The sequence below is a fragment of the Salinibacterium amurskyense genome (genome assembly GCF_002797685.1).
Taxonomy (GTDB): domain Bacteria; phylum Actinomycetota; class Actinomycetes; order Actinomycetales; family Microbacteriaceae; genus Rhodoglobus; species Rhodoglobus amurskyensis.
Genome location: NZ_PGFH01000001.1, coordinates 1,895,622 through 1,901,986, shown reverse-complemented (window position 1 = coordinate 1,901,986; position 6,365 = coordinate 1,895,622). Strand labels below are relative to the sequence as shown.

Genomic DNA, 6,365 nt, shown 5'->3' with positions numbered 1-6,365 from the left:
TACATTCCGAACCCGGAAGCTAAGACTCTCTGCGCCGATGGTACTGCAAGGGGGACCTTGTGGGAGAGTAGGACACCGCCGGACTTAAATTGTGAAATGGCCACCACTGTGTTTAATAGACACAGAGGTGGCCATTTTGCGTTAAGTTCCACCCATATTCAGGAGCAATTTGTGAGCGATTCGTCAGGTAACGACGGCCGGCGAGACAGCCGACCCCACGGAAGCCGTTCAGGCGCGCCTCGATCCGGTGGACGACCCACCGGCGGACGCCCCGGCGAAGGACGCCCGAGCGATGGAAGGCCACGCCGTGACAACGCCGCGGGCGGACCGGCTCGCGGCAAGCCCGCATCCAATTCAGACCGTCCCTGGCGCGACAAGCCAGAGGGCGATGACCGTCGACCGCGTCGTGACGCCGGCGCTGGCGACGACCGCCGCCCCCGTCGTGATGGCGACAGCAGCGATCGTGCACCGCGCCGCGATTCCTCGGCAGGTGACGACCGTCGTCCGCCCCGCAGCAACGAGCGCGATTCTCGGCCACAGCGCTCGGGAGATCGCGACTCGCGTCCACCCCGTTCCGGCGACCGTGACTCACGACCGCCTCGCTCCGGCGATCGCCCCGATAGGGGAGACCGGCCGGCACGCCCGTTCCGTTCCGATGGCTCAGGGCGCCCTGAGCGCGGCGGACGTCCCGACCGCGGATCCGATCGTCGCGGTGGCCCCGACGAGAAGCGTCTCTGGACCAAAGGCGGTGCGCCCGCGCGCGGAGATCGTAACGCCAGTGAGCGTGAACCTGAAGAGGATCGCGATCCCTTCGGCATCCGCTCGGTTCGTGCCTTCCACCAGGCCCCGGAGATCCCCGAGGGCGTAACGCCCAAGATGCTCGACCGCGTTGCCTCCAACGAGCTCAAGACCCTCAGCAAGGAGAACGCTGAAGGCGTTGCCCTGCACCTCGTGATGGTCTCCCAGCTCATTGAAGAGGACCCCGAGCTTGCTCACCAGCACGCTATTTCGGCTGCGCGTCGTGCCGGCCGTATCGGCGTCGTTCGCGAAACTCTTGCGATCACTGCGTATGCGACAGGCGACTACGCGCTTGCTCTTCGTGAGCTACGTACGTATCGCCGTATTACCGGTCGCGACGATCAACTGCCCATGATGGTGGACAGCGAACGTGGCCTTGAGCGCCCCGAGCGTGCTCTCGAACTCGGCCGTTCGGTGAAGCGCGGCACGCTGTCGGTTCCCGTGCAGGTTGAGCTGGCTATCGCGATGTCCGGTGCTCGTCTTGACCTGGGCCAAGCTGAAGAAGCGCTCGTTGAGCTGCAAATTCCTCAGCTGGACCCCACTACGGCGTTCACCTACAGCCCAGCGCTGTTCGGCGCGTACGGAACGGTTCTTGAAGAGCTCGGTCGTGAAGACGAAGCGGCAACGTGGTTTGCGCGAGCGGATGTTGCAGCCGAAGCTCTGGGCGACGATGACGACGACATGATCGAAGTTATCGAAGAAGACATTGAGTTCAACGACGAGTCGTCAGAGACCTCTGACGCGGATTCCAACTCTGACTTGGACTCCAACTTTGAAACTGAGGGCACCGATGGGGCTGTGGACAGCGCTGAAGAAGCGGACGGGAACGAAAGCGAAAGCACCCCACGTGGCGAGTAACACGCCGCTGACGGGTATCGATCTCGTACTCGCTGACCTCGATGGAGTGATCTACCGCGGTCCGGACGCGATTCCGTATGCCGTCGAGAGCATGAATGCGATTGAGGGCGCTCAGGTGGCCTACATCACAAACAATGCTTCACGCACCGATGCATCCGTTGCTGAGCATTTGAGCGAGCTCGGGCTGACTGTCGCACCGCACGACGTGGTGACTTCACCGCAAGCCGCTATGGGGTTGCTCCGCGACCTCGTGCCCGCCGGCTCGACCATCATGGTCGTTGGCGGCGAAGGTCTCACGAGCGAACTCGAGAAGTCGGGTTTTGTCGTCACTCGCTCAGCGGACGACTCGCCCGCAGCAGTCGTGCAGGGCTTCGCTCCGCACGTGGGCTGGAAAGATCTCGCCGAAGCGTCGTTCGCTCTCAAAGGTGGTGACGACGGCATCCCCTGGATCGCGACGAATACTGACTGGACGATTCCGCAGGCGCGGGGCACCGCTCCCGGTAACGGAACCCTCGTCTCGGCCGTGCACTCGGCAGTCGGCCGGTTGCCGATCGTCGCGGGCAAGCCCGAAGTGGCCATTTTCGAAGAGGCCTTCCGCCGTTACGAATCGCGCTCGGCGCTCATGATCGGCGACCGTCTCGACACCGACATCCTCGGGGCGAATCGTGCCGGCATCCCGTCGTTGCTCGTACTCACCGGAATCGACCAGGCCAAGCAAGTACTCGCGTGCATCCCGGATGAACGTCCGACGATGATCGTTGACGACTTGCGCGGGCTGCTGGAGCCGTATCCCGAAACTGTGGTCACGCACGACGGCGCCGCCGTAGTGACGACAGTGGGGACGGCGACGGTGCGCCTCGAGGGTCAGCGACTGAGCGTGACCACGGCCGGAACATCCATCGACCGCTTGCGTGCAGGAGCGGCAGCGATTTGGAACTCGGGGAGCGCCATCTACGCCCTTGAGGTTCCCGCGGAGCTATATTCGTGAGCATGGATGACGAATCGCCCGTTGACGGATTGATGTCTCGACTGAGCCTGATCGAGGATCAACCGCTCGAAACCCGCGCCGCGGCGTTCACTCAGATTCACGATCAACTGCAGCAGCAGCTTGAGGGCAAGGACGCGTTCTCGCGCAATGGCTAGCATGCGGCTCGATGCGGCTCTTGCCGCCCGAGGGCTTGCTCGCTCGCGCACTCACGCGGCGAAACTCATCGCGGACAACCTCGTCACTGTTTCCGGCGTTGCTGCGCCCAAGGCCTCAACTCCCGTCACCGACGAGCACGAAATTGACGTCGCTGAGACCGACCACTATGTCAGCCGCGCCGCGCACAAGCTTGTAGCGGGACTCGATGCCTTCGGCATTGACCCCACAAATCGGCTTGCGCTCGATGTCGGCGCATCGACAGGTGGCTTCACCCAGGTGCTCCTCGAGCGGGGTGCTCGCGAGGTTATTGCGCTCGACGTCGGGCACGGGCAACTCGTCGACCTGATCCGCTCGGATGCCCGAGTGCGGGTGGTCGAGCGAGCGAATGCCCGCTATCTCACCGCTGAATCGCTGGCTGAACTGAGTGGGACATCCGAAACTCCGACGCTCGTGGTCTCAGACCTCTCGTTTATTTCGCTGCGCACTGTTCTGCCCGCGTTTTACGCTGCGGTGGGGGAGAGCGCTGACTACGTGTTGCTCGTGAAGCCTCAGTTTGAAGTGGGACGCACAAACATTCGTGAAGGAATTGTTCACGGCTCGGCTTTGCGGGACGAAGCAATCATGGGCGTTTTGTGGGCGGCCTGGGACGTGGGGCTTGGTACCGCCGGTGTCATCTCCTCACCAATCGCCGGTAATGCAGGAAACCGTGAGTATCTTGTCTGGTTGAGCGCACGATCAGGCAGCAATCCGACAGAATGGTTAACGCAGGTTTCTGCAATCGCCTAAGGCCATCATTGAGTGGTGGCGAAACGAATTATCACTACGAATGAGAGGTGCACGGTGCAGTCCGAGAACTCTCATGCTTCTGAGCGTCACATTTTGGTCATTGCTCACACAGGGCGCGCAGAGTCCCTGACCGCCGCGATCTCGGTGTGCCGGCAGCTCATCAGTGCTGGCATCGTGGTGGTCTTGGCCCCCGATAGCTACGAAACGATCTTGCAAGCGGAGCCCGATCTGTCGCCAGTGCGCCGACTCGGCAACGAGGTCGAGACCGGTGAGCTTGAACTTGTGATCGTGCTCGGTGGCGATGGAACTATCCTTCGTGCCGCTGAACTCACCCGCGGCTGCAGTGCACCGCTGCTCGGCGTGAACCTCGGCCACGTGGGGTTCCTCGCCGAGAGCGAGCGCGAAGAGCTGACATCGACCGTCGAGCGTGCCTTGGCCCGTGACTACCTCGTTGAAGAACGAATGACCCTTGCGGTGCGCGTGAAGGTTGATTCCGAGGTTGTCTACGAAACGTGGGCCCTCAACGAAGCGACCGTCGAGAAAGCCAGTCGCGAGCGGATGCTCGAAGTGGTCATCGAAGTCGATGGCCGCCCCCTTTCTTCCTTCGGATGCGACGGCGTCGTGATGTCGACGCCCACCGGCTCTACCGCCTACGCATTCTCCGCGGGCGGACCAGTTGTCTGGCCAAGCCTCGACGCCCTGCTCCTTGTGCCGCTGAGTGCCCACGCGCTCTTTGCGCGCCCGCTCGTCGTCGGGCCCGATTCTGCGCTTGCCGTTGAAGTTCTGGCGCGCAACATGGGAACCGGTGTTCTGTGGTGTGATGGCCGTCGCGCCTACGACTTGCCGCGCGGCGCCCGCGTAGTGGTGCGCCGATCGCCCGTGCCGGTGCGCCTTGCGCGCCTGTCGCAGGGCCCGTTCACCGATCGTCTTGTCAAGAAATTCAATCTGCCGGTCAATGGATGGCGTGGGCCAGCATCGGAGGAGGTACCCCACTCGTGATCGAAGAGATCTCCATTCGCGACCTCGGCGTTATTGCTTCGGCACGCCTTCCGTTGAGCCCTGGATTCACAGCGCTCACTGGCGAGACCGGCGCGGGTAAGACGATGGTCGTCACCGCGCTCGGGCTGCTCCTGGGGGAGCGGGCCGACCCCACCTCGATCCGGGCTGAGAGCAACCAAGCCTCTGTCGAAGGCCGTTGGGTCATCGACCCGGAATCGGCTGTTGCTGAGCGCGTACGCGATGCCGGCGGCGACCTCGACGAGGGCGAACTTCTTCTCGTGCGCACCGTCGCGCGCGAAGGCCGCAGTCGCGCCGTCGTCGGTGGCCGCAGCGCCCCCGTGGGAGTGCTCACCGAACTCGGTGACCAGCTTGTCGTTGTGCACGGGCAGTCGGAGCAGATTCGTCTCAAGTCGTCCACTGCGCAACGCAATGCGCTCGATCGTTTTGCCGGCGCTGAGCTGGCTACCGTGCTCGAGCAGTATCAAACTGTCTTCCGCCGCTGGCAAGCAGCCCAGGGCGAACTCGATGTGTTGATTGCCGAGAGCGACCTGCGCAGCCGCGAGGCCGATGAGCTTCGCGTTGCGATTCAAGAGATCGAAGCGGCCGACGTGCGCCGTGGAGAAGATGTCGAGCTTACTGAGCGCGCCGATCGACTCTCGAACCTCGAAGGGCTGCGTCTGGCCGCTGAGGGTGCCCACGCGGTGCTGTCGGCGGACGCCGTAGACGAAGGCTCCGATGTCGTGGCGATGCTTGCCAGTGCCCAACGAGGGCTTGAGCGGGTTGCCGAGCACGACGCACAACTCGCGTCGATCGCCGAAGCGCTGGCGGCAGCATCCATCACTCTCGGCGAGATCTCGACCGATCTCTCGGGCTATCTTGCCGGTCTGGATGCCGATGGCAGCCGTGAGCTGGAGCAGGTCGAAGAACGTCGCAGCCAGCTTTCCGCTCTCATTCGCAAGCACGGCGTGAGCCTCGACGATGTCGTTGACGTTCTCGATACCGGTAGCCAACGCCTTCTCGAGCTCGACAATGACTCCACGCGGATTGATGAGTTGCGTGCGCAGGTCGAAGCCGACCAGGCCGAGCTCATAGAACTTGCAGCTCGAGTCAGCGAGGTGCGCACGTCGAGTGCTGAGCGCCTGGCATCCGAGGTGAGCAACGAGCTTACGCATCTGGCGATGGCGAACGCCGAAGTGGTGGTGACGGTCGAAGACCGCAGCGATTACTCGCTCAGCGGTAAAGACGAAGTCGCCATTCTGCTGCGCCCGCACCCCGGTGCGCCGCCGCGTCCGCTGGGCAAGGGCGTTTCTGGGGGAGAGCTCTCCCGCGTCATGCTCGCGATCGAAGTTGTCATCGCCGGCAACGATCCTGTGCCCACGTTCATCTTCGATGAGGTGGATGCCGGGGTTGGCGGTGCTGCCGCCATCGAAATCGGTAAGCGCCTGGCTCAGCTCAGCCGTACCGCCCAAGTGATCGTTGTTACTCACCTAGCGCAAGTGGCCGCGTTCGCGGATAACCACCTCAGCGTCATCAAGGGCGATGATGGCTCGGTCACGGCATCCAGCGTTCACAAGCTCGAAGGGGAAGCCCGCATCGCCGAGATGGCGCGGTTGCTTTCGGGGCTTCCCGACTCCGAATCGGGGCTTGCTCACGCGCGCGAACTGATTCAGACGGCGCACGAACTTGAGAGCGCAACCCGCTAAAAGCTCGCGCAAGCTGTTAAGTCGATAACGAAACGCCCCGAAGCGGCGACGATATGCCCCGTCGTGGCATACGATAG

The 6,365-nt window shown here is 63.1% G+C and carries 6 protein-coding genes and 1 rRNA gene; all 7 read left to right on the top strand.

From position 1 onward, the window contains the following. Positions 1-84, top strand: a 5S ribosomal RNA gene (rrf, locus tag CLV85_RS09090); the annotation flags it as partial. A gap of 87 nt (positions 85-171) precedes the next feature. Further along, positions 172-1,656 carry a primosomal protein gene (locus CLV85_RS13490; protein WP_205030348.1) on the top strand — a complete coding sequence of 495 codons (1,485 nt, stop codon included), beginning with the start codon at positions 172-174 and terminating at the stop codon, positions 1,654-1,656. After that, the gene (locus CLV85_RS09075; RefSeq protein WP_229820192.1) at positions 1,646-2,644 is read left to right on the top strand and encodes an HAD-IIA family hydrolase; all 999 of its coding nucleotides are present in this window, start codon (positions 1,646-1,648) and stop codon (positions 2,642-2,644) included. Before CLV85_RS13490 ends, CLV85_RS09075 begins: the two co-directional genes overlap by 11 nt. A gap of 2 nt (positions 2,645-2,646) precedes the next feature. Continuing rightward, complete coding sequence (locus CLV85_RS13440) at positions 2,647-2,799, top strand: hypothetical protein (protein ID WP_169925785.1); 153 nt, start codon at positions 2,647-2,649, stop codon at positions 2,797-2,799. Further along, positions 2,792-3,586, top strand: coding sequence for a TlyA family RNA methyltransferase (locus CLV85_RS09070; RefSeq protein ID WP_100389196.1), 795 nt, complete (start codon positions 2,792-2,794; stop codon positions 3,584-3,586). The genes CLV85_RS13440 and CLV85_RS09070 overlap by 8 nt, the downstream gene beginning before the upstream one ends. 54 nt (positions 3,587-3,640) lie before the next feature. Next, the gene (locus tag CLV85_RS09065) at positions 3,641-4,585 is read left to right on the top strand and encodes an NAD kinase (RefSeq protein ID WP_100389195.1); all 945 of its coding nucleotides are present in this window, start codon (positions 3,641-3,643) and stop codon (positions 4,583-4,585) included. After that, positions 4,582-6,288 carry a DNA repair protein RecN gene (gene recN / locus CLV85_RS09060; RefSeq protein WP_100389194.1) on the top strand — a complete coding sequence of 569 codons (1,707 nt, stop codon included), beginning with the start codon at positions 4,582-4,584 and terminating at the stop codon, positions 6,286-6,288. Before CLV85_RS09065 ends, recN begins: the two co-directional genes overlap by 4 nt. Positions 6,289-6,365 lie beyond the last annotated feature (77 nt).

Coding starts and splice junctions, on each gene's coding strand:
- CLV85_RS13440 (WP_169925785.1), top strand. CDS start 2,647: ATGGATGACGAATCGCCCGTTGACGGATTGATGTCTCGACTGAGCCTG.
- CLV85_RS09070 (WP_100389196.1), top strand. CDS start 2,792: ATGGCTAGCATGCGGCTCGATGCGGCTCTTGCCGCCCGAGGGCTTGCT.